Origin of the sequence: Brevundimonas sp. TWP1-3, from assembly GCF_049896085.1 — a bacterium.
GTDB lineage: Bacteria > Pseudomonadota > Alphaproteobacteria > Caulobacterales > Caulobacteraceae > Brevundimonas.
On the sequence record NZ_JAFCTP010000001.1, the window covers coordinates 421,333 to 442,340 of the forward strand.

The 21,008-nt window shown below is 56.0% G+C and carries 16 protein-coding genes; 10 read left to right on the forward strand and 6 right to left on the reverse strand.

What is annotated here, in order from left to right:
• Positions 1-21: 21 nt before the first annotated feature.
• Positions 22-483: an Lrp/AsnC ligand binding domain-containing protein gene (locus tag ACP693_RS02120; RefSeq protein ID WP_035305865.1), complete on the reverse strand. Its 462-nt coding sequence runs from the start codon at positions 481-483 to the stop codon at positions 22-24.
• Positions 484-592: 109 nt separating this feature from the next.
• Between ACP693_RS02120 and putA the strand changes: the two genes are divergently transcribed.
• The 5 genes from putA to ACP693_RS02145 all read left to right on the forward strand — a co-directional run bounded on the left by putA (position 593) and on the right by ACP693_RS02145 (position 7,346).
• A complete protein-coding gene (gene putA / locus ACP693_RS02125) occupies positions 593-3,724 on the forward strand; it encodes a bifunctional proline dehydrogenase/L-glutamate gamma-semialdehyde dehydrogenase PutA (RefSeq protein ID WP_426019283.1) in 3,132 nt (1,043 codons plus the stop codon).
• Positions 3,725-3,847: 123 nt separating this feature from the next.
• Entirely contained in the window at positions 3,848-4,627 is a 780-nt protein-coding gene (locus ACP693_RS02130) for an ABC transporter permease (protein ID WP_425986890.1), read from the forward strand.
• Positions 4,628-5,818 carry a chain-length determining protein gene (locus tag ACP693_RS02135; protein WP_425986889.1) on the forward strand — a complete coding sequence of 397 codons (1,191 nt, stop codon included), beginning with the start codon at positions 4,628-4,630 and terminating at the stop codon, positions 5,816-5,818.
• On the forward strand, positions 5,818-6,489 hold the full coding sequence (locus ACP693_RS02140) for an ABC transporter ATP-binding protein (RefSeq protein WP_425986887.1): 672 nt from the start codon (positions 5,818-5,820) through the stop codon (positions 6,487-6,489). The genes ACP693_RS02135 and ACP693_RS02140 overlap by 1 nt, the downstream gene beginning before the upstream one ends.
• A 5-nt stretch (positions 6,490-6,494) precedes the next feature.
• Entirely contained in the window at positions 6,495-7,346 is an 852-nt protein-coding gene (locus ACP693_RS02145; protein ID WP_426019282.1) for a hypothetical protein, read from the forward strand.
• A 42-nt stretch (positions 7,347-7,388) separates the two neighbouring features.
• Here ACP693_RS02145 and rfbA read toward each other — a convergent pair whose 3' ends face one another.
• Genes rfbA through rfbC form a run of 4 tightly spaced genes read right to left on the reverse strand, consistent with a single transcriptional unit; the run spans position 7,389 to position 10,789 of the window.
• Entirely contained in the window at positions 7,389-8,255 is an 867-nt protein-coding gene (gene rfbA / locus ACP693_RS02150) for a glucose-1-phosphate thymidylyltransferase RfbA (protein WP_425986884.1), read from the reverse strand.
• On the reverse strand, positions 8,252-9,154 hold the full coding sequence (gene rfbD / locus ACP693_RS02155) for a dTDP-4-dehydrorhamnose reductase (RefSeq protein WP_426019280.1): 903 nt from the start codon (positions 9,152-9,154) through the stop codon (positions 8,252-8,254). The genes rfbA and rfbD overlap by 4 nt, the downstream gene beginning before the upstream one ends.
• The gene (gene rfbB, locus ACP693_RS02160; RefSeq protein ID WP_425986882.1) at positions 9,147-10,202 is read right to left on the reverse strand and encodes a dTDP-glucose 4,6-dehydratase; all 1,056 of its coding nucleotides are present in this window, start codon (positions 10,200-10,202) and stop codon (positions 9,147-9,149) included. The genes rfbD and rfbB overlap by 8 nt, the downstream gene beginning before the upstream one ends.
• 14 nt (positions 10,203-10,216) lie before the next feature.
• Positions 10,217-10,789 (reverse strand): dTDP-4-dehydrorhamnose 3,5-epimerase, encoded by a 573-nt coding sequence (rfbC, locus tag ACP693_RS02165; RefSeq protein WP_426019279.1) that lies wholly within the window; start codon positions 10,787-10,789, stop codon positions 10,217-10,219.
• Between the two features lie 125 nt (positions 10,790-10,914).
• Between rfbC and ACP693_RS02170 the strand changes: the two genes are divergently transcribed.
• From ACP693_RS02170 to ACP693_RS02185, 4 genes are all read left to right on the forward strand, one after another.
• Positions 10,915-14,175, forward strand: coding sequence for a glycosyltransferase (locus ACP693_RS02170; RefSeq protein ID WP_426019278.1), 3,261 nt, complete (start codon positions 10,915-10,917; stop codon positions 14,173-14,175).
• A gap of 2 nt (positions 14,176-14,177) precedes the next feature.
• Complete coding sequence (locus ACP693_RS02175) at positions 14,178-15,086, forward strand: NAD-dependent epimerase/dehydratase family protein (RefSeq protein WP_426019276.1); 909 nt, start codon at positions 14,178-14,180, stop codon at positions 15,084-15,086.
• A 51-nt stretch (positions 15,087-15,137) separates the two neighbouring features.
• Positions 15,138-16,376, forward strand: coding sequence for a methyltransferase domain-containing protein (locus ACP693_RS02180; protein ID WP_426019275.1), 1,239 nt, complete (start codon positions 15,138-15,140; stop codon positions 16,374-16,376).
• A 142-nt stretch (positions 16,377-16,518) separates the two neighbouring features.
• Positions 16,519-18,639, forward strand: coding sequence for a glycosyltransferase (locus tag ACP693_RS02185; protein ID WP_426019273.1), 2,121 nt, complete (start codon positions 16,519-16,521; stop codon positions 18,637-18,639).
• Here the strand turns inward: ACP693_RS02185 and ACP693_RS02190 are convergent.
• Positions 18,608-19,903 carry a glycosyltransferase family 4 protein gene (locus tag ACP693_RS02190; protein ID WP_426019271.1) on the reverse strand — a complete coding sequence of 432 codons (1,296 nt, stop codon included), beginning with the start codon at positions 19,901-19,903 and terminating at the stop codon, positions 18,608-18,610. The genes ACP693_RS02185 and ACP693_RS02190 overlap by 32 nt on opposite strands.
• A gap of 156 nt (positions 19,904-20,059) precedes the next feature.
• Here ACP693_RS02190 and argB point away from each other — a divergent pair, with 156 nt between their 5' ends.
• A complete protein-coding gene (argB, locus tag ACP693_RS02195) occupies positions 20,060-20,989 on the forward strand; it encodes an acetylglutamate kinase (protein WP_426019269.1) in 930 nt (309 codons plus the stop codon).
• Positions 20,990-21,008 lie beyond the last annotated feature (19 nt).

Below are 21,008 nucleotides of genomic sequence, written 5' to 3' on the forward strand. Positions count from 1 at the left end.
CGTAGCCCCGCCGGTCGTGCCTCAGAGCGGCAGCACCGTCGTCGACTTCACCTCCTCCAGCACCGCATAGGTCCGAGTCTCCCGCACGCCCGGCATCCGCACCAGCACATCGCCCAAAAAGGCGCGATAGGCGTCCATATCGCCGACGCGGGCCTTGATCAGATAGTCGAAGCCGCCGGCGACCATGTGGCACTCCAACACTTCGGGTTGGCTGCGCACGGCGGCGGCGAAGGCTTCGAAGACGTCGCCGGTGGTGCGGTCCAGCAGCACTTCCACAAAAATCAGCAGGTCGCGGCCGACCTTGGCCGGGTCGATCATGGCGGCGTAGCCGGTGATGATCTTCTTTTCGCGCAGGCGGCGGACTCGTTCGAAACAGGCGGCGGGCGACAGGTTGCATTGCCGCGCCAGTTCGGCGTTCGACAGCCTGCCGTCGGTCTGGAGCACCCGCAGGATGCGGCGGTCGACGGCGTCTATATCGATCATCGGAAATCGAAGCTCTGCACCGAACGATCTTCGGTCAGGCCTCGTATCATACGAAGCACCTTCAATGAACTCCGGCCTATACGGCGGAAATCCACAGGATTTTCCGCCGATGACCTCGCCCGTTTTCACGCCCACGAGCCTGGCCGCCTGGGACGGTCTGGACGCGCACAAGTTCCGCGACGAACGCGAGGCCGTCGCCGCCAACCTGGCCCGCATGCCGTTGGACGCCGCCGAGCGCGCCGCCGTGGTGGCGGAGGCGACGGCCCTGGTCGAGCACGCCCGCCGCAGCCAGAAGAAGCAGGGGGTGGTCGAGAGCTTCCTGCAACAGTTTTCGCTGGGCACTCGCGAGGGCCTGGCCCTGATGTGTCTGGCCGAGGCCCTGCTGCGCGTGCCGGACGAAGAGACGCGCGACCGGCTGATCGCCGAGAAGATCGGCTCCGCCGACTGGGCCAGCCATCTAGGCCAGTCCGACAGCCTGTTCGTCAATGCCTCGACCTGGGGCCTGATGCTGACCGGCAAACTGGTCGATGTGGACGACGAGGCGCGCAGCGACCTGCCCGGCTTCCTGAAGCGGATCGCCGGCCGTCTGGGCGAGCCGGTCATCCGCCAGGCCGTGGCGACCGCCGTAAAAATCATGGGCGAACAGTTCGTGGTCGGCCGCACCATCCAGGGGGCGCTGAAGCGGTCGAACAAGGAAGGCTGGCTGTGCAGCTTCGACATGCTGGGCGAGGGCGCCCGCACCGTCGCCGACGCTGACCGCTACGAGAAGATCTACGCCGACGCCATCGAGGCCGTGGGCAAGACATCCAAGGGGCAGGGGCCGGAACACGGACACGGCGTCTCGGTGAAACTGTCCGCCCTGTCGCCCCGCTATGAGGCGACGCACGAGGACGACGTCTGGGCGACCCTGTATCCCCGCATCCTGCGCCTGGCCCAGATCGCGGCCAAATACGACATCAACTATACGATGGACGCCGAGGAGGCGGACCGTCTGGCCCTGTCGCTGAAGCTGCTGGACCGTCTGGCGCACGAGCAGTCGCTGGGCGGCTGGACCGGCTTGGGTCTGGCGGTTCAGGCCTATCAGAAGCGCGGTCTGGAGACGATCGAACGGGTCGCCGACCTCGCTCGCCGTTCTGGCCGCCGCCTGATGGTGCGGCTGGTCAAGGGCGCCTATTGGGACACCGAGATCAAGCGCGCCCAGGTCTTCGGCCGCACCGACTATCCGGTCTATACGACCAAGGCGGCGACCGACCTGAACTATCTCGTCTGCGCCAAGGCCATGATCGAGGCCGCGCCGGCGATCTACAGCCAGTTCGCCAGCCACAACGCCCACACCCTGGCCGCCGTCCGCCGCATGGCCCGCGAGCGGAGCGTGGTGGTCGAGCATCAACGCCTGCACGGCATGGGCGAGGCGCTCTACGACGCGGCGCACGAGGCTTGGGCTGATGAGACCGTCATCGTCCGCGCCTATGCTCCCGTTGGAGGTCATGAGGAGTTGCTGCCCTATCTGGTGCGGCGCCTGCTGGAAAACGGCGCCAACTCCTCCTTCGTCCACGCCTTGCTGGACGAGCGCGTGCCCGCCTCGGCTGTCGCGGCCGATCCCATCTCCCTGGTCGAGCAAGCGCCCGACCGTCACCCCAAGATTCTGGTTCCGAAAGACATGTACGGCGATCGTCAGAACTCCCTCGGCCGCGACTATTCCCAAGCCGCCGACCGTGAAGCCCACGCCAAGGCGCTCGAAGGGGTCGATCGCGAAAAACTGACCTCCGGCCCCATCGTGGCTGGCCGCCTGCGCGCCGGCATCGATGCCCAGCCCGTGACCAACCCCTTCGACCGGTCGCAGGTGCTGGGCCATGTCTCCGAGGCCGAAGCCGCTGACATCGACGCCGCCGTCGAGGCCGCCGCTGAGGCCCAGGTTCACTGGGACCGTCAGGGCGGCGCCAAACGCGCTGTCATCCTGCGCGCCATGGCCGATGCGCTTGAAGCCGATCTGGACCGCCTGGTCGCCCTGCTCAGCCGCGAGGCGGGCAAGACCCTGAACGACGGCGTCGCCGAGGTGCGCGAGGCCGCCGACTTCTGCCGCTACTACGCCCTGCTGGCCGAACGCGACTTCACCGCGCCCGAGACGCTGAAAGGCCCGACCGGCGAGACCAACCAGCTGTTCCTGCACGGACGCGGCGTCTTCGCCTGCATCAGCCCTTGGAACTTCCCCCTGGCCATCTTCACCGGCCAGATCGCTGCGGCTCTCGCCGCCGGCAACGCCGTCCTGGCCAAGCCCGCCGAACAGACCCCCCTGATCGCCGCCGAGGCCGTGCGCCTCTATCACAAGGCCGGGCTGAACCCCGACCTGCTGGCCCTGGTCCCAGGGCGCGGCGAGACGGTGGGCGCGGCCCTGGTCACCCACCCCGGAATCGACGGCGTCGCCTTCACCGGGGGCACCGACACGGCCGCGGCCATCAACCGCTCGATCGCCGCCCGCCCCGGCGCCATCATCCCCTTCATCGCCGAGACCGGCGGTCTGAACGGCATGTTCATCGACACGACAGCGCTGAAGGAACAGGTCATCGACGACGTGATCCAGTCGGCCTTCGGCTCGGCCGGCCAGCGCTGCTCGGCCCTACGCGTCCTCTATGTGCCCAAGGATTCGGCTGACGCCCTGATCGAGGGCCTGAAGGGCGCCCTGGCCGTCCAGACCGTCGGCGACCCCGCCGATCCCAAGACCGACATCGGCCCCGTCATCGACCCGGAATCGCGCCGCGCCCTGGAAGCTCACGTCGAACGCCTGTCGAAGGAAGCGAAGATCATCGCCCGCGCCGACCTGCCGCTCGGCGCCGAAAAAGGCGATCTGTTCGCCCCGACAATCGCCGAAATCTCCACGCCTGATTTCCTCGAACGCGAGGTGTTCGGCCCCATCCTGCACATCTATCGCTACGCCCCGTCCGACCTGAAGTCGGTCGCCGGCAAGCTGGCCGCGCGCGGCTACGGCCTGACCCTGGGCGTTCACAGCCGCATCGAAGCCTTCGCCGCCGAAGTGATCGACCTGGTTCCGGCCGGCAATGTCTACGTCAACCGCTCGATCACCGGCGCCGTCGTCGGCGTGCAGCCTTTTGGGGGGGAAGGCCTGTCGGGCACGGGGCCGAAGGCCGGCGGGCCTAACAGCCTGATCCGCTACGCGGCCGAAAAAGCGATCAGCGTGAACATCGCCGCGCAGGGTGGGGATCCGGCGCTGCTGAACCTATAGCTAGTGCTGCGGTTTACGGCTCAGTCTGCGCCTTAATATCGCCTGTTGCACAAGCAACAGGAATAGCCTAGCCAGCGCCGTCGCCTGTGGAGACGCGCCGATCTCTTTGCCCTAGTGCGAGATTTGAACCTGTTTAAATCCCTTTCCAAACACGCGCGTATTATCGGGGCGCTTATGATGCGCGAAATTGTGACCCGGTATGGTCGCGAGGGCATCGGATTTCTTTGGCTGGTCGGTGAGCCCCTATTGTTCTGTATTGGTGTTCTCGTTCTTTGGTCGGCGATCAAGCCGGAATACGAACATGGAATACGTGTCGGGCCATTTGTGATGACAGGGTACGTTTGCTTGTTGTTACTTAGGCATGCCATTTCGATGAGTTTAACTGCGCTTCAAGCCAACATAGGTCTTCTCCATCACAGAAGTGTCCGCATACTGCATATATATCTTTCTCGTAACATATTAGAATTTGCAGGTACTACAGTCGCGTTCATAATAGTTTATGCCATACTGTTTGGTATGGGCCAGGTTCATCTGCCGTCAGACCCAATGATACTTTACGCTGGCTGGTTCTCGCTGGCTTGGCTTTCCATGGGGTTAGCATTGACGCTGAGCGGTATGGCGCTTTACTCTGATGTGGTGGAGCGACTAGTCCCGGTTATCACTTATATTCTAATACCGCTGTCCGGTGCATTCTTTATGCTTTCTTTTATTCCTACTGGATACAGAGAAGTGCTGTTGTGGGTGCCGATCCCACATACTGTGGAGATGGTGCGTGCGGGCGTGTTCGGTGAGTTTGTGAAAACCTATTACACATGGTGGTATCCCTTGGCCTGGGGAACGCTCCTCAATCTCATAGGCCTTTTATTGCTAGCACGCGCGAAGCGATTGGTGGATATCGAGTAGATGCCTAACCGTCACGACCAAGATCAAATTCAGAGCGGCTCGCAAGTCACCTATGCTGGCGACATGGATTCGCTGAGTTCATCAACGGATAGCCGGCGTCAAAGACGACGGTTCCCTTGGGCCTTTGCATCGGTGGTCGTTGCCCCCACTGCGCTCGGAGCGTTCTACTATTTTCTTATCGCCAGCCCGATCTATGTCTCTGAGGCGAGGTTCATTGTTCGATCGTCGAACCAAGCCCAACCGTCTTCCCTCGGGGTGGCTCTTCAGGGTGTGGGTTTGTCATCGACCCAAACTGATGCATTCGCAGTGCATGAGTACATTCGATCTCGGGACGGAGTAGCAGAGTTATCGAAGGTAGTGGATGTGGATGGGTTTCTATCCAGAAGGGGTGCCGATTTCATCTCGAGGTATCCATCGCCTTGGGAGGAGCGCACTAAAGAAGGGACATTTGAGGCATTTCAACGCTTTGTAACTGTAGGCTACGACTCTACAACTGGGATTAGCACAATTCGAGTAAGAGCCTTTAATCCTCAAGATGCCAAAGCGGCAGCCACTCAGCTCCTCGTGGGTGGTGAGGGTTTAGTAAATAGGCTTAATGCGCGTGCAGGGACGGACGCAGTCGCGAACGCTATCGATGCGCAGGCGCAAGCGCGTGATAGATTGACCTCGGCGCAAACTCAGTTGAGCGCCTTTCGGAACCGCGAGCAGATTATAGATCCGCAGCGCGAGGCACTTGCGGGAGGAGACCTTATCGGCGAACTGCTGGTTTCACTGGCGAACCTGCGTGCAGAACGATCGCAGTTGGCCGAAGAAGCGCCCAACAGCCCGCAGTTGCCATCTCTAGATCGACGAATTGCAGCGTTTGAGGGGCAGGTTAGTGAAGAGCGGCGACGAATTGCGGGCAACAATTCTTCACTATCAGGGAAGATCAGTGAGTACGAAAGCCTGGTCTTGGAAAGGGAGCTCGCAGAGCGAGAGCTGTCCGCTGCTAGTATTGCGCTCAATACCGCTCAGCTCGATTCCACTAGAAAGAAGCTTTACCTAGAGCGCGTAGTAAATCCAAATCTTCCCGATGAACCCTCTCTGCCAAAGAGATGGCTCAGGCTGCTGACGATTTTTGCATCGTGTCTGATAACGTACGGCGTGGGTTGGTTGGTGTGGGCGGGAGTACGCGAGCATGGACAGAGTTGATGCTTCGAGACGATGAGGTCGGCTTGGCGGTTACTGGACTGAGCCACTCTTTCGCTGGGAAAAAAGGCAGTCCTGTTTTCCAAAAACTCAGCTTTACGGTCAAGAAAAGCGAACGATTGGCGCTGCTGGGCCGTAACGGCCAGGGCAAGTCGACGCTCATTCGGATTTTGGGCGGCATATTGGATCCGGACGAGGGCCGAGTAGATTGGTCCATGACCTCATCTTGGCCGATCGGATTCGGAGGGGGATTCCAAGGCAGTTTGTCCGGCCTAGACAACATTCGCTTCTTGGCGCGAGTTTACGACCGGGAATATAGCGAACTTAGAGACCGAGTTGATGATTTTGCGGAGCTAGGAATTGCCCTGCGGCAACCTGTGAAGCATTACTCATCTGGTATGAGAGCAAGGCTTGCATTCGGCTTATCCTTAGCCATCGAGTTTGATTGTTACTTGATCGATGAGCTAGTCTCCGTTGGTGATGCGCGGTTTCAAGCCAAGTGTAATGCTGAGCTTTTTCACACCCGATCTAATCGTGCATTTATAATGGCATCCCATGACATGGTTATGGTTCGGAACCTTTGTAGCAGAGCGTTGATCGTTGAGAACGGCCAAGCCAAAATATTTAATGATATTGACGAAGCGATTGACGTTTATAGTTGGCTTCGAGCATAGAATTAATGAATATATTTATTATTAGCTCAGACCTCACTGATTCTTGGGTAGATGAATTCATCTCCAAGGCCAATGGAGCAGGGTTCAACTTTTTAGACACAAGAATAAATACCTCGCTCAATAAATCGGATTTCGAGAATGAGCGACCCGACTTTTTACTTTGTAATCTGTTGAATGCAGCAGATGCCTTTGCTCCAGCGCCTTGGATGGTGGTTTCCGACGACACGGGTAATGGTGTCAGCTTTTTTGAGAGAAATGGGCTCTCCTTAAAAGAAGCGATCCAGCGGACGGCGAGCGAACACGCCGCATCTTCATTACTGTCGTCTTTAGGCGCGCCATGTTTTGATGTTCGAAAAGATATTATATATCTTGACGGCTTCGAAAGTTTTACGTTTGAACCAAAACGTAATGATGAGCCCAATCAAAGCTGTGACGTTTTGTCGATGTATGTACCCGGGTTTGCTGGGGAGACTATCTGGCCTCTGAGTCTATTTGAGACTGACTCCTCAGCCCAGCGCCTTGATAACAGCGTCGCGTTTGATCTCACAGGACGCAGCCGCTGGCTAATCCATGGGCCACATATAGATCTTCCACCCGGAGACTGGGAAGTTCACGCAAAGATATTCGTGGACCCGTTTGGTTCACAGGCTAACCTGGTAGTCGACTGGGGCGTCGGGGGCGTGGATATCGTCTCGTGGAGTGGCGTCATAAAAAAACGAGGTTGGTATGACGTTAAGTTACGGAAGAAATGGTCTAATATTGGCGCTGCACAATTTAGAATTCTGACGCATCCGGCATTTGAGGGCAAAGTTGTGTTTGCCGGATGCTATATCAGGAGTTCGCCCAATTCTAAGTAAAGTAGAAGGTGGACGGAGGGCGGTCTTTTGTGTCAACGGCAATCAGCGATAAACCAAAGCTCTCAAGTATTCGCCGTAGGTTCCTTTTCCAGCCAAATTGGCTATCTTCTCAAGCTCAGATTGAGTGATGAAGCCTTTCTCGAAGGCCACCTCTTCGGGACAGGCGATCTTGAAGCCTTGGCGTTTCTCCAAGACCCGTACGAATTCAGCGGCTTCCAGCAGACTGTCCGGCGTTCCTGTATCGAGCCAAGCGTAGCCGCGTCCCATAATCTCGACCGACAGCTTGCCATGTTCGAGGTAAACGCGATTGACGTCGGTAATCTCCAGTTCACCGCGCGGTGAAGGTTTGATGTCTCGAACGACGTTCACCACGTCGGAATCATAAAAGTAGAGACCGGTAACAGCCCAGCTAGAACGCGGCGCGGCCGGCTTCTCCTCGATGGACAGGGCGCGCATATGTTCGTCGAACTCGACCACTCCGTAGCGTTCCGGATCATTGACGTGATACGCGAACACCGTAGCCCCATCAGGCCGATCCATGGCGCTGGTGAAGAGGTTATTTATGCCGTGGCCGTAGAAAATGTTGTCCCCCAAGATGAGCGCCGAGGGATTGGCTCCGACAAAATCCGCGCCGATGAGGTAAGCTTGGGCCAGCCCATCTGGGCTGGGCTGAACGGCGTACTGAATTTCCATTCCCCACTGCGAGCCGTCACCAAGCAATGTCTTGAAGCTAGGGATGTCTCGGGGGGTAGAGATAATGAGCACCTCCCGGATGCCTGCCAGCATCAAGGTTGACAGCGGATAGTAGATCATCGGCTTATCGTAGACCGGCATCAGCTGCTTTGACGTAACCAAGGTCATGGGGTGCAGGCGGGTGCCCGAACCTCCGGCCAGGATGATTCCCTTCATGAGAAGGTCCTTTCAGCGTGTAGTTCGGTGACGATCTCTGCGACGGCGTCCTGCCAAGATCGAGGCGTGATCGCGAAGTCTCGGGTTAATTTATCTGTCGCCAAGCGCGAGTTGGCCGGGCGCTTGGCCGGGGTGGGGTATTCGCGCGAGGCGATCGCTTCGACGGTCGCGGATGGTCCGCCGGATGCGCCGCTGAGCGCAAAAATCTCAGAGGCTAGCCCCGCCCAGGTCGTGTCGCCGGTGTTAACGAAGTGGTAGACTCCCGTCGGCGCATGCGGGTCAGCGATCATTTTTAATGTGACGGTCTTCAGGGCGGCGGCAATGTCGCGCGCCGAGGTAGGGCAGCCGTGTTGGTCGCCAACGACACGCAATACGGGCCGATCTGCAGCGAGGCGCAGCATGGTTTTTAGGAAATTGGCTCTGTGGACGCTCAGAACCCAAGCCGTGCGCAACACGACCGACCGAGGATTGCCTTGGAGGACTGCAAGTTCGCCCGCCAACTTGGACGCGCCATAAACGCCTAGCGGGCCCACCGGATCCGTCTCGACATACGGGCCATCCTTGGACCCATCGAAAACATAGTCCGTCGAGACCTGGATCAACGGGATGCCCGCCTCCCGCGTCGCGTCGGCCAGCACGGCGGGTCCCATGGCGTTGGCCGCGAAGGCGACGGCCACCTCAGTCTCGGCTTTATCTACGGCGGTGTGAGCGCCGCAGTTAATCACCGCGGCGAATGGGGTGGCGGCGAGAACGGCGCGGACTAAGCCGGCATCACCCAAGTCCAGTTCGGCCCGTGACGGCGCGTGGAGGACCACATCTTGAGGCCAGTCGGCACTCTGCAGTTCGAGCCCCACTTGGCCGGCGCCGCCTGTGATTAGGATGTGTACAGGATCAGGCATTGGCTACGCCTAGACGCTGTGTCGAATAGCGGGCGTCCAGAATGTCTTGCCACCAGGCTTGGTTCTCTAGGTACCAGGCCACCGTTTGTTCGATACCCTGCTCGAAGGTCACCGACGGCGTCCAATTAAGCTCTGATCGGATCTTCGAGGCGTCGATAGCGTAGCGCTGATCGTGGCCTGGACGGTCTGTCACATAAGTGATCTGGTCGATGTATTTACCATCTGCCTTGGGCCGCAGCCGGTCCAAGATAGAGCAGATGGTTGTGACTACATCGATGTTCTTTTTCTCTGCGTTTCCGCCGACATTGTAGGTCTCGCCTGGAGTGCCGGTCTCAAACACGGCTTGCAGTGCTCGGGCGTGGTCATCGACGAACAACCAGTCGCGCACGTTCGATCCGTCGCCATAGACCGGCAGGGGCTCGCCGTTCAAGGCCCGGATGATGATCAGCGGGATCAGCTTTTCAGGGAAGTGATAGGGGCCGTAGTTGTTGGAGCAATTGGTTACTAACACCGGCAAGCCGTAGGTATGACCCCAAGCGCGCACCAGATGGTCCGACCCTGCCTTCGATGCAGAATAGGGTGATCGGGGATCATAGGGCGTGGTCTCTGTGAAGAAGCCGTCCTCGCCCAGAGAGCCGAATACTTCATCGGTCGATATATGGTGGAAACGGAAGGCCGCCTTGCCCGTCTCATCCAATTCTCGCCAGTACCCGAGAGTTTGGTTTAGCATCACAAAGGTGCCGACCATATTGGTCTGGATGAACTCGCCAGGGCCGTCGATCGAACGATCGACATGGCTCTCGGCCGCCAGGTGCGCGACCACATCGGGCTTGAACTCACGCAGGGCCTTTGACACGGCCTCGGCGTCGCAGATGTCGGCTTGAACAAAGGAATAGCGTTCGCTGGACGCCGCCGTCTGAAGCGAACTGAGCACGCCAGCATAGGTCAGCTTGTCAAACACTAGAACTTGGTGATCCGTGTGTTCGATCAAGCGCCGCACGAGGGCCGAGCCAATGAAGCCGGCGCCGCCGGTGACCAGAATACGCATTGGGGGTCTTTCTGTTAGAGTATGGGCAGCGGCTCAAGCGGCCAGCCATCATACTCAAAGGGGCTGTCGAATTCAGCCAGGGTGGGGAGGATCTTGTCCTTGTCAGACAAGACTGCGCCCGAAACCGGCAACGGCCAATCGATGCCGATTGTCGGATCGTTCCAGACGATGCCTCCATCGCAGTCCGGCGCATAGACGTTAGACACCTTGTAGGCGATTTCGACATCCGGTTGGAGCGTGACGAAGCCATGCGCGAACCCTATGGGAACGAACAACTGCTCTCCGCCCTCTGCGGTCAGTTTTGCGGCGACGTACTGCCCGTAGGTAGGCGACCCGCGCCGCACATCCACGGCGTAGTCCATGATTGACCCGCGCACGCAGCGAACAAGCTTGGCTTGGGCGTATGGGGGTCGTTGGAAATGCAGGCCCCGTATCGTGCCTTCGGCGGCAGAAAACGACTGGTTGTCTTGCACGAAACGAGAATCAATACCCGCCGCAAGCGCAGACGCTTCAGAGTAAGTTTCCATAAACCATCCCCGTTCGTCACCAAACCGGCGAGGCTGAAGAAAAATTACGCGGCAGGGCATAAACGCTCGCTATTGATATAAAGTCGGTTGCAACGGCCTAAACGAAATGCGACCTCGGCGTCAATGTGTATGGCAGAGCCTTCACAGAGTGCGCGGCGCTGTGTGCGCTCTGGAGAAACAGACTTATGAACTTGAATGTCATCCCGCCGCGTGGTCGCAGGCTAATCTCTCGTTTGAGTGGCGGAACTATCGGGCGCAGTGCGCGACGAAAGGGCGATCTCGCACGCGGAGAAAAAAATTGGCTAGCTGCTGCTTCTCATTATCAGCGCCATCTTCTTCGTAGGCCGCGCGACTACGCAATCTGGGTGCAGCTCGGGCATGTGCTCAAGGAAGCGGGTCAGATCGGCCCGGCGAGTTCTGCGTATGCCAAAGCAGCCGAACTGAGATCGGACGATCCTGATCTAATGATGTCACGCGGTCACCTAGCAAAAAGAGCAGGAGACTTGCCGCAGGCCTCAAAATTTTACTTGATGGCCCATCAGAGCGGGGCAATTACAGACGCAAATGTCGAACTTAGTTCGCTTCTCGCTGCGGCCGATGTGGCGCGCGCGATCCTTCCTGCAGATCAGCCGGATCAATCGCAACCGAGTTTGCCGGAGGAGGCAACTGATACGGTGGCTCTCCCGGCCATCGTTGCCGCGCCAGTATACGCGACTCCGATGGAGCGAAAGCGGGCGCGGCAGATGTCCGATATTTCGGCACGGCTAGCCAACATGCCGCCAGTGGACCTTACCGGCCCGCTGATATCAATTTTGACACCCGTCTACAACGTTGAAGAGCGTTGGCTTATTGAAATGGCGGACTCAATTCTTCGCCAGACGTATGCAAACTGGGAGCTTTGTCTGGTTGATGACGGCTCCACAAATGCATCGACTAGAGACGCTGTGGTGCGTTTGGGATCTCACGATCCACGTATCAAGGTGCTGTTGCGACAGAACAACGGGGGGATATCGGCCGCATCTAATGACGCATTGGCCATGTCATCCGGAAGATATGTCGCATTAGTCGATAACGATGACATTCTAACGTCTGACGCTCTCGAAGAGATGGTTCGTGAGATAAACAGAACTGACCCAGACTGGCTCTACAGCGACGAATTTAAGGTCGATGAGTGCAATGTTCCTTCTGAGCTTTTTGCAAAGCCGGATTGGTCGCCGCTGTTTCTTTTGAACTATATGTATACTGGCCACCTGACGCTTTATCGGCGCTCGGCAGTTTTGAAAGCCGGCGGTTTCCGTTCTCAGTATGACTTTTCGCAAGACTACGATCTTGCGCTGCGCATGGCGGAGATGGACCTTAAGGTGGCTCACGTCGAGCGCTATCTTTATGGGTGGCGTGCAATCGAAGGGTCGGGCGCGGCCGGTGGGAAGCCTCATGCCCGCATCAGCAATTTGGCGGCCCTGCAGGATGCTGCCGATAGAAGGGGGTGGGGAGGAGAAGCGGTCGGGCTTCCGACATGCAATCGGTTGGTCCGCTCTGAAATTGATCACCCGCTAGTGTCAATCATAATCCCATCTGACAACATTGAAAACATCAAGACCACGATCGATTCCATTACGAGCAAGTCCACATACAAGAACTATGAAATAATCATCGTCACCAGATCGGAAACTATCGATCAGTTGATGCGCGAGATTTCAAATGCTGCGGTTAAATGGTCTGCTTACGATTTGCCCTATAATTTTTCTGGGAAGTGCAATGCCGGAGCAGCGAGCTCTTCTGGCGACTACCTGATATTTTTCAACGACGACGTCCGTGTCATAACCCCAGACTGGATTGAGTGCCACATAGAGTATTTGACTTTGCCTGGTGTGGGAGTTGTGGGGCCAAAGCTTCTGTATGAGGACGGCTCCATCCAGCATGCAGGCATAGTCACGGGTGTTCGGCGATTCACGGGGACGGCGTTTCACACATATCCTTCCAACACTTCTGCCCATTTCAATATGGCGCAATGCGTGAGGGAAGTGTCAGTTATAATTGGTGCGTTGCTCGCGATGCCTGCCAATGTCTTCAACGAGATAGGCGGTTATGACGCCCTTAACACGCCGATAAACCACTCAGATGTCGATCTATGCTTTAGGGCGCGTGAGGCTGGCTATAGCTGCGTCTATAATCCTCACGCAACGTTGGTACATATTGGTCATATGTCTATTGGCGACGAGAGCTACGTCAAAACGCCGAAGAAAAAAGATACGGCCGATGTATTTTTATTGCGGCGTTGGAGCCAGTTTATCGCAAGAGATCCGTTCTTTACGCCGGCTATGCGAGACTTAATCTATATTGATTCTCAAGAAGAATTCGGTCTCCTTCTCCCTGACGGTGAGCCGTATGATTCTTCTAATTCGAGATCTGTGGCGATCATTTCGCATGATTTGACTGGAAGCGGAGCTCCAAAAGTAGCGCTCGATTTGGCCGTCACGCTTAAGTCCAGTGGGATGTTCGTCGTGGTGTTTTCTCCGACTGACGGCCCGATGCGGCAACGCCTGCTTGATGCTGGTATTGCGGTTGTCGTGGATGAATTGATCTTGACCGGGCACGATGCAGCGACCGCGCCGCTATCTCACTTCGACATCGTGATTGCGAATACGATCGTGTGTTGGCGTACGGTCAGCGCGATCAGCGATTTGGTGCCTGTCTATTGGTACACTCACGAGACGGCCCTAGTCGATCATTTTGCGGCCGAGCCTGGTTTCAAGGAGGCACTGCTCAAGCCGGCCGCAATCTGGTCCGGCAGCCGCCTGGCCGCTGAAGCGCTCGAGCCCTACGGCGCGGACCCTCTTGTCCTTGAGTATGGCGTGGAAGATGCGTCTGATGCTTTGGCACAAGTAAAAATCAGGGTGGGACTGTTCGGTTCGTACGAGCCAAGAAAGGGGCAGGATCTCGCTGTCGAAGCTATGCTGCTGCTGCCTCCCGAAGTTCAGTCGAGAATTCACTTCGTTGCATACGGGCGGACCTTGGACGTGGGGTTCCGAGATGCAATTGGCAAGAAGGCGCGGGGCTTTGCCACGGTCGCTTTGAAGGGTGAGTTATCATACGGCGAGTATCTAGCCTCACTGCGTGAGTGTGATGTCGTTCTGGTGCCATCACGAGATGACACGCTGCCTTTGGTCTCTCTAGACGCCTTGTCCTTCGCAAAGACCCTTGTCGTAAGCCGCCAGACGGGAACGTCGGCATACCTTAAGGACGGCGTATCTGCGGTGATCCTGGAACACAACTCGCCCCAAGATATCGCCGCTGCGCTGACGGGGTTGCTGGCCGACGACGGAGCGTGTTTGCGGATCGGAAAAGCGGGAAGGAAAGTCTTTCTCAAGAACTTCACGGTCGATAGCTTCGCCAAACGGCTTGATACGGCTTTGGCGAAGCCCGTTAGAACGGCGAGCGCCTAACCATGCGGATCGCAGTGACTGGTGGTGGGGGATTTATTGGGAAAGCGCTGTGCCGCCGTCTCATAGCCGATGGCCATACGCTCATCTGTCTACGAAGAGCGCCAGGATTATTCGTCGAAGGTGCCGAGGTGTTGGTCGGGACGCTTCAGGAGTCCGACGCCATCTCTGCCCTAGTCAAGGATGCTGATGTTTGCGTCCATCTCGCGTCATCCAGTGGACCAGCAAACTCCAATGGGGATGTGCTGGCGGACCTGGAGCTGAATCTCCGTGGCGGCGTCGCGCTTTTTCAGAAGTGCGTCGAAGCGTCTGTTAAGCGTGTGATATTTACGTCATCTGGCGGAACAATCTATGGAGCGCCTGATCTACTGCCGACGCCCGAGACTGCGCTTCTGCGTCCAACGACGGCGTACAGTGCGGTTAAAGCCTCTCTGGAGGGCTATCTCGCCGTGTATAAATATCAGTTCGGTTTGCAGCATCGGATCCTTCGTCTCGCCAACCCCTTTGGCCCCTCGCAAGCAGCGGCTAAGGCGCAGGGGGTGATTCCCATATTCATTGACCGCATCCGCAACGGGGAGCCGATCGAGATTTGGGGTGACGGTAGCATAGTGAGAGACTTCATATTCATAGATGACGTAGTTGAGGCTATATCGACATGTTTGGATGATAGCGGTGACTATGAAACCTACAATATTGGATCTGGGATTGGCCGCACATTAAACGAAGTCATCTCAGCGATCGAGAAGGTGTCGGGAATAAGTTCTAACGTCATCTACAAGTCGTCTCGAAAATCTGATGTGCCTATAAATATCCTTGATTGCTCTTTGGCGCACGCGCAGTTGGGATGGAGCGCTAAGGTCAATTTTGATCAAGGAATTGAGAGGACGTGGCGTGAGCGGTGCCGAACTCGCTAAATTTGTGTATCACCAAGAAATTATCTTAGATTTTTAGAGAGGTTACAGCCGATGGCTAAAAGTCTGGGAGAGATGTTGCCAATACTTCGTTGTCCTATCACTAAAGGTGAACTGAAGATCGAAGGCGACTGGTTGGTTAGCGGCGATCACCGTTATCCCGTAGTCGCTGGCCGTCCGATCCTTGTCAGAGATGTTAAGCCGTTTCACCTGGCTGCGCCGTCGGCACAAGTAATATCGCAAAATATTGACAGTTACTATCCGCCTGAATGGCTCTCATCTGATGGTGTATGTCTTCATCTAGGTTCGGGAAACGTACCGGCATCTGATCGCCGCGTGATATCGATGGACGTTCTACCAAACGAGAATGTTGATATCGTCGCTGAAGCTGAAGCTCTGCCGTTTGCCGATGGAGTCATAGATTTCGTCGTCTCTGGCGCGGTGTTTGAGCACTTACGTGACCCAATAAAATCTGTAAAAGAAGCAAGAAGGGTCTTGAAGGATGGGGGCAGGCTCGTCATCGACACTGCTTTTATGCAGGGATACCATGGATTTCCCAGCCATTACTTTAATCTAACGCCCCAGGCAGTTGAAACTGTTCTTTGCGACGATTTCATTCTCGAAGACTCGCAAGTACCAAAATATGCGGGTCCATCTAACGCTATACACACTCAGGTTGAGCGATATTTAGGATTCCTGCCTCCCTCATTGGCGACTGCGCTCAAGACTGGGTCACTCACCGAATTTCTTGCGCATCTGTCCGATCACGATGGGTGTCCTGATCAATACATGACGGAGTACGCTAGACGAGCTTTAGCCGCGAGTTTCGTGGTGGTCGCCAGGAAGCCAGATGGTTATGACTTTTTGAAAAAATCTGACCATTCGTCGAGAACAGTGCGAGCCGAATTCTATTCGGCCAGAATGGCTGTTATTCATCGCCATCATGAAGTTTCACATTTTTTTGAACTGAGAGCAGGCCCGCTTGATTATGATATTCCCGAACTAGAACCGGGTTGGCTAAAGTCAACACTTGCGCGAAGCTTGGTTAACAATCCCTTGGATGTAGAAGAGTTTAGAGCAGCGGCGAACGTTCTGAACGGCTATGCAGAGGGCTTGGTACACACGCGGGATCGAGTGCTTGGTTCTTTAGCTGAACAATCCCAGGCGCATGAAGCTAGCCTAAATTTAGAAAGGCAGCGCCAAGCGAGAAAAGGGCCGAGATGGCAGGTTCAAAGATTCAGGCGCTGGATAAATCGAAGAGTCTTGATGCGAGCGAGCCCCAAGCGGCCTTAGATATGAATGGTACATCAGCGTGACCCCCATCGACAAGCTACGCAACGCCATTCTGAGATTTAGCAGGCTCGCGCGCCGAGGTGGTCGTAAACAAGCTGATGTCGCCTTGCGAATTGGAAACCGTGCCGCATCTGAAGGAGACATGGCTCTTGCGATTGCCGCGTATCAGATGGCAAGCTCGCTTGATCCTGCAAGATCTGGTCCCGCGCTAAAGCTTGCAAACGCCCTTAAGGATATCGGAGCGACGGGCGAGGCAATTGTTCGGTATCGTGAGATAATCGACAAAAATGGACCAAAAGCCAGTACCCTAATACACCTAGGTCATGCGCTACGGCAGGTAGGTAAGTCTGCTGACGCTATAGAGAGTTTTGCCCAAGCATTAGAGCTTGACGAGAATTCTCGCGAAGCGCGCTATATGTTGCTGATAATGGGCGCCAACGGACGAGTTGCTAAGACTCTCTCGGGTCCAGATATCATGCAGTCCGACCTCTTGAGGCTCGAAACCAGCCTTCAGAACGTTATGTCAGCTTTGAATCAAAGGAACGCCAATTCGACTTATCCGAGAGGTGCGTGGAACGCTTTCAAGCGAGACTTTCCGATCACTGATGCACCGTTAGTGGCTGCAAAAAAATACTTAGTAATCGTAGACGCGAGCGTCGGACACCCTGCGCTTTTGCGGCGCACGCTCTTGAGTTTGATCGATCAATCGGCTGATAATTGGACAGCAATCATAGTGGGGATGTCGGATAATTCTCACAGCGTCACATCATTTCAACGTACGGATGAGCGGATCAAATTTCAGAATGACTTTGATGGCTTGTTGGGCTCTGTCCATGCCGAAAGCTATGACGTAGTAGTATCGATCGCTGCAGGTACCATTCTTGATGATCGAGCTTTGTCATGGCTAGGTTGGGGCCTTAGCCAAACAGGTGCTGAACTATTGTATTGTGATCATGACCGGCTGAGAGAGCAGTGGTCTTGTGGTCGGATATATAGTGATCCAACTTTATATGGAATGGCGGATCCTGTATTGATGGAAGCTAAATCGCAGATGCCTTTACTTCTAGCCGGCAGCATCAAAATATTTGATGAGCTGGCACTCTCATATTTAGAAGTTGTTGAGGGCGGCCGCGCAGACATTAACTATGTTCACTACAAGCTGCTCAAAAGTCGGATAGGAATTTGTCCTGTTCCACACATACCTCTGAGCTTGGCCAGCAAGCTAATTTTGCCTGATGCGGCATCGTTAATAGAAAATAGTGAAACAATAAGACCAATACGAATTCTGAAGCGAAACGAACAGGTATTGGATTTGCCAGTGACGGTGATAATACCGACTAAAGACCAGTCATCCATGCTCGTTGAATGTATAGAAAGTCTCTATGCTCGTAGCAAATCTCGGGCTCGCCTCGAGGTCATTGTCGTTGACAATAGAAGCGATCTTCCAGAGACGCAGGTCGCCATCGACCGAATGAAGCGCATTTATGGAATTAAAACGATAAGGGATGACGCAGGATTTAACTGGTCTCTGCTAAACAACACGGCTAGCTCAGGCGTGCAAGAAGGCATCGTCGTATTTTGTAACAACGATACCGTCATGTTGTCCGATGGGTGGGACGATCAGCTACGGCGTATTTTTTCTGATCCAAACGTAGGCGTAATCGGAGCACGCCTCTGGTATCCCGATGATCAGCAGCAGCATGCGGGAATTGTTTTGGGATTCGACAATGGCGCCCCGAAACATGAAGGTCTGTTTTCCCCTAGATCTGACAATGGACCAAATGAGAGGTGGAGTTGTCGCAGGGGTGCAGCTGCTGTGACGGGGGCTTTCCTCGCCGTCCCGGCCCAATTGTTTCATAAGACGGGAGGCTTCGATGAGGTTTCACTTCCGATTGGCTACAACGATGTCGATTTCTGCCTCCGTGTCCGAGAGCTCGGCTATATTGTTGTCTACGACCCAGAAATAGAACTCATTCACAGGGAATCAAAGACCCGTGGACTCAATGATACTCAGGCCAAAATAGCTTGGGACGAAGGTGAACTGTTTGAATTGCGCCGCAGGTGGGGACGGGCTGTTGTCGAGGATCCATTCGTTAGCCCGATATGGTCTCGTCACATTCACAGCCCATTGGGTGGCTACGCTAAGCCCAACTTTAGGGCGATGGTAGACTACGTCGAGCGGTCGAATAAGAGCAGGCCGTGGTCATTAAAACGGGTGGAAAATGGGCTTTTCAATGATGAAGCCGCCGGTACACCTCTTTGATTCGCGCTTGGGTGCGCTCTGGAGAAAAGTGGAGCGCGCGTTTTCTGCCGTGGTGTTCGAGTGCACGTAATAGATCGTCGTCTCTGTCTAATGCTTCTATGCCGAGTTTAATGGACGCAACGCTAAATGGATCGACCAGAGCGGCTGCTGAGCCTGCGATTTCTTTCGGTGCTCCCAAGTTAGAAGTCATTACAGCAGTGCCTAATGCCATCGACTCGACGATAGGTAAGCCAAATCCTTCATATAGAGAGGGAAAAAGGGTAGCGCGAGCGCCCCTCACTAAACCCACCAGAGTTATGAGTGGAAGGTACTCTAGATAGATAACTCTTTTCGATAAGGGACTTTCCAATGCAATAACTTGTTGCATTAAAGATATTTCGTTTTCACGAAGCCAGCCTTTTCCGCCAATGATGACCAGTGTTCTCCTAGTATCGGCCTGAGAAAAAGCTTCAAATATGCGTCCGAGATTTTTCTTGGGTTCGACGTTTCCGTAGTGAATGAAGTAATCTTTCCATTTTAGGCCAAAAACGTCAAATAAGTGCGTGGAAACATCTAAGTCTGATAAAGCCAGGGCGTTCTTAGGTATGGATATCGATTGATAGACATTTGTAACTTTATCTTCCGGAACTCCGAAAGAGGATATGACATCATTCCTTGTGGTCTCGGAAACGGTAATAATGTGATCCGAAGTTGCGGCTGATTTTTTGAACAAATCGTAGAAGTTCTTTTTGTCTTCCGAGGTGCTATGAGGAAGCCGTAAGGGTATAAGGTCGTGAATTGTGCAGACGTTTACCGACCCTGCTGCGTGTAAGGGGAGTGGAGTAGTCCAATGGACTATATCTGGCTTGGGCGCGCCGGTGAAATGCAGGCGTGATGTGGTCCCGTACCGCTGAAATGCGCGATGGGAGGTGCGAAACAGGTCGCGGCTGCTCCAAAACGAGGCGGCAGGAGGTTGCGCGGCTCCGTCGTCTGGCCAAATCACACGGCCGGTACGCGGAATGAAATGAGCAGATACACCAACCGTGGCTGCCATTGTTCGAAGATAGCGGGAGGCACGCTTTGGAGGTTTTCCAGAGCGTTCGCTGTCAACCAGTATTGCTTCGTTGAGGGCATCGTCATTCCCTCTCTTCCCTTTTGGGCCATAAAGGACCTGCGTTTCGTAGCCGATGGCATTTAGGTCGATCAAAAGGTTGCGAGCATAGGTCGCAATTCCCGACCCTTGTTGGAGCGCAAGGTTAAAGCCATCAATGCAAACTGTAGTCATCGGGACCCGTTCTTTTTTAGCTAGGAATTATGCGCGGCGATTGCCGGAGTAATCCGGGTAGGGGTTTAGGAGCCGTTACATCAACGCCGACCCTTTCAGCAATGCGGGGGTTTTGATCGTGACACCGCCCCCATCCCCCGCTATCTCGCGCGCGTGATGAACGAAACAGAACGCCAGTCGGAAGAACGCAGTTGGGAGACGGCGAAGACGCTCGCCGAGGCCTTGCCGTATATTCAGGTCTATGACCGCGAGACCCTGGTCATCAAATACGGCGGCCACGCTATGGGCGAGAGCGCCGTGGCGCGCCAGTTCGCGGCCGATGTCGTGTTGCTGAAGCTGATGGGGGTGAACCCGGTCGTGGTGCATGGCGGCGGGCCCCAGATCAGCGCCATGCTGGAAAAGGCGGGGGTGAAGTCCAGCTTCGTCGATGGCTTGCGGGTCACGGACCCGGCGACGATGGAAGTCGCCGAGATGGTCCTGTCGGGCGCGGTGAACAAGGAAATCGCCCACTGGATCACCATGGCCGGCAAGGAGGCGGACGTGCGTGGCGTCGGTCTGTCGGGCAAGGACGCCGGCCTGCTGACGGTCGAGAAGACGCGCCGCACCAAGCGCGATCCTGACAGCATGATCGAGCACGAGGTCGACCTGGGCTATGTCGGCGAACCGACCAAGGTCGATCCCAAGCTGATCAAGGGCCTGATCGCGTCGGAGACCGAGGACTGGGTGCCGGTCATCGCCCCCATCGGGGTGGCCGAGGACGGCCAGACCTACAACGTCAACGCCGACACCGTGGCGGGCGCCATCGCCGGATCGCTGAACGCCAAGCGGATGCTGCTGCTGACCGACGTGCCGGGGGTCAAGGGCGCGGACGGCGACATCATTCGTCAGATGACGCTGGAGGAGGCGCAGGCTCTGATCGACAGCGGCGTCGCCCACGGCGGCATGATCCCCAAGCTGGAAACGGCCATGGCGGCCGTGCGTGCGGGCGTCGAGGCTGTGGTCATTCTGGACGGTCGTCGGCCCCACGCCATGCTGGTCGAGCTGTTCACCGAATTCGGCGCCGGCACCCTGGTGAAGGCGTCTTGACGGATCCCCATTCTGCATC

Bases quoted from the DNA above. Each gene is read 5' to 3' on its own strand.
- ACP693_RS02120 (WP_035305865.1), bottom strand. From the start codon at position 483: ATGATCGATATAGACGCCGTCGACCGCCGCATCCTGCGGGTGCTCCAG.
- putA (WP_426019283.1), top strand. From the start codon at position 593: ATGACCTCGCCCGTTTTCACGCCCACGAGCCTGGCCGCCTGGGACGGT.
- ACP693_RS02135 (WP_425986889.1), top strand. From the start codon at position 4,628: ATGCCTAACCGTCACGACCAAGATCAAATTCAGAGCGGCTCGCAAGTC.
- ACP693_RS02140 (WP_425986887.1), top strand. From the start codon at position 5,818: ATGCTTCGAGACGATGAGGTCGGCTTGGCGGTTACTGGACTGAGCCAC.
- ACP693_RS02145 (WP_426019282.1), top strand. From the start codon at position 6,495: ATGAATATATTTATTATTAGCTCAGACCTCACTGATTCTTGGGTAGAT.
- rfbA (WP_425986884.1), bottom strand. From the start codon at position 8,255: ATGAAGGGAATCATCCTGGCCGGAGGTTCGGGCACCCGCCTGCACCCC.
- rfbD (WP_426019280.1), bottom strand. From the start codon at position 9,154: ATGCCTGATCCTGTACACATCCTAATCACAGGCGGCGCCGGCCAAGTG.
- rfbB (WP_425986882.1), bottom strand. From the start codon at position 10,202: ATGCGTATTCTGGTCACCGGCGGCGCCGGCTTCATTGGCTCGGCCCTC.
- rfbC (WP_426019279.1), bottom strand. From the start codon at position 10,789: ATGCCCTGCCGCGTAATTTTTCTTCAGCCTCGCCGGTTTGGTGACGAA.
- ACP693_RS02170 (WP_426019278.1), top strand. From the start codon at position 10,915: ATGAACTTGAATGTCATCCCGCCGCGTGGTCGCAGGCTAATCTCTCGT.
- ACP693_RS02175 (WP_426019276.1), top strand. From the start codon at position 14,178: ATGCGGATCGCAGTGACTGGTGGTGGGGGATTTATTGGGAAAGCGCTG.
- ACP693_RS02180 (WP_426019275.1), top strand. From the start codon at position 15,138: ATGGCTAAAAGTCTGGGAGAGATGTTGCCAATACTTCGTTGTCCTATC.
- ACP693_RS02185 (WP_426019273.1), top strand. From the start codon at position 16,519: ATGGCTCTTGCGATTGCCGCGTATCAGATGGCAAGCTCGCTTGATCCT.
- ACP693_RS02190 (WP_426019271.1), bottom strand. From the start codon at position 19,903: ATGACTACAGTTTGCATTGATGGCTTTAACCTTGCGCTCCAACAAGGG.
- argB (WP_426019269.1), top strand. From the start codon at position 20,060: ATGAACGAAACAGAACGCCAGTCGGAAGAACGCAGTTGGGAGACGGCG.